Source organism: Staphylococcus sp. B1(2026) (genome assembly GCF_058895785.1).
Map to the genome: position 1 here is coordinate 1 of NZ_JBZXTS010000119.1, position 536 is coordinate 536.

Below are 536 nucleotides of genomic sequence, written 5' to 3' on the forward strand. Positions count from 1 at the left end.
CTGGTAATCAGAATGAACAAACAACATTACAACCTTTAGAAAGAAAAATCATCAAAAATTTTGAAAAACAAGATTTTATCGTATGTACAGATGCAGGTTTATCTTCATTATCTAATAGAAAATTTAATCAGCGTGGAAATAGACGTTTTATTACAACACAATCTTTAAAAAAATTAAAAAAACAACTTAAAACATGGGCTTTAGATAGAGATGGTTGGTCATTAAGTCATCAATCTCAGACTTATACTTTGACAGAAATTAATGAACTAAATCAACCTGAATTAATTTTTTATAAAGAAAGATGGATAAATGAAAATGGTTTAGAACAACGTTTGATTGTTTCTTATTCAGTAAAATATCGACACTATCAAGAGAAGTTAAGACAACAACAAATTGACAGAGCTTTAAAAATAATAGATAGAGCTACAACTTTAAAAGAAACACGTAATTCCAATGATATTAAAAGGCTAATAAAAGAAGTTAATGTCACAATTAATAATGAAGTAGCAGCTAATACGATACTAGAATTAAATATA

At 26.3% G+C, this 536-nt stretch carries 1 pseudogene; it reads left to right on the forward strand.

The window, feature by feature from the left end:
• Positions 1-536: pseudogene (locus AC5EAH_RS08215) on the forward strand (IS1634 family transposase); the annotation flags it as partial.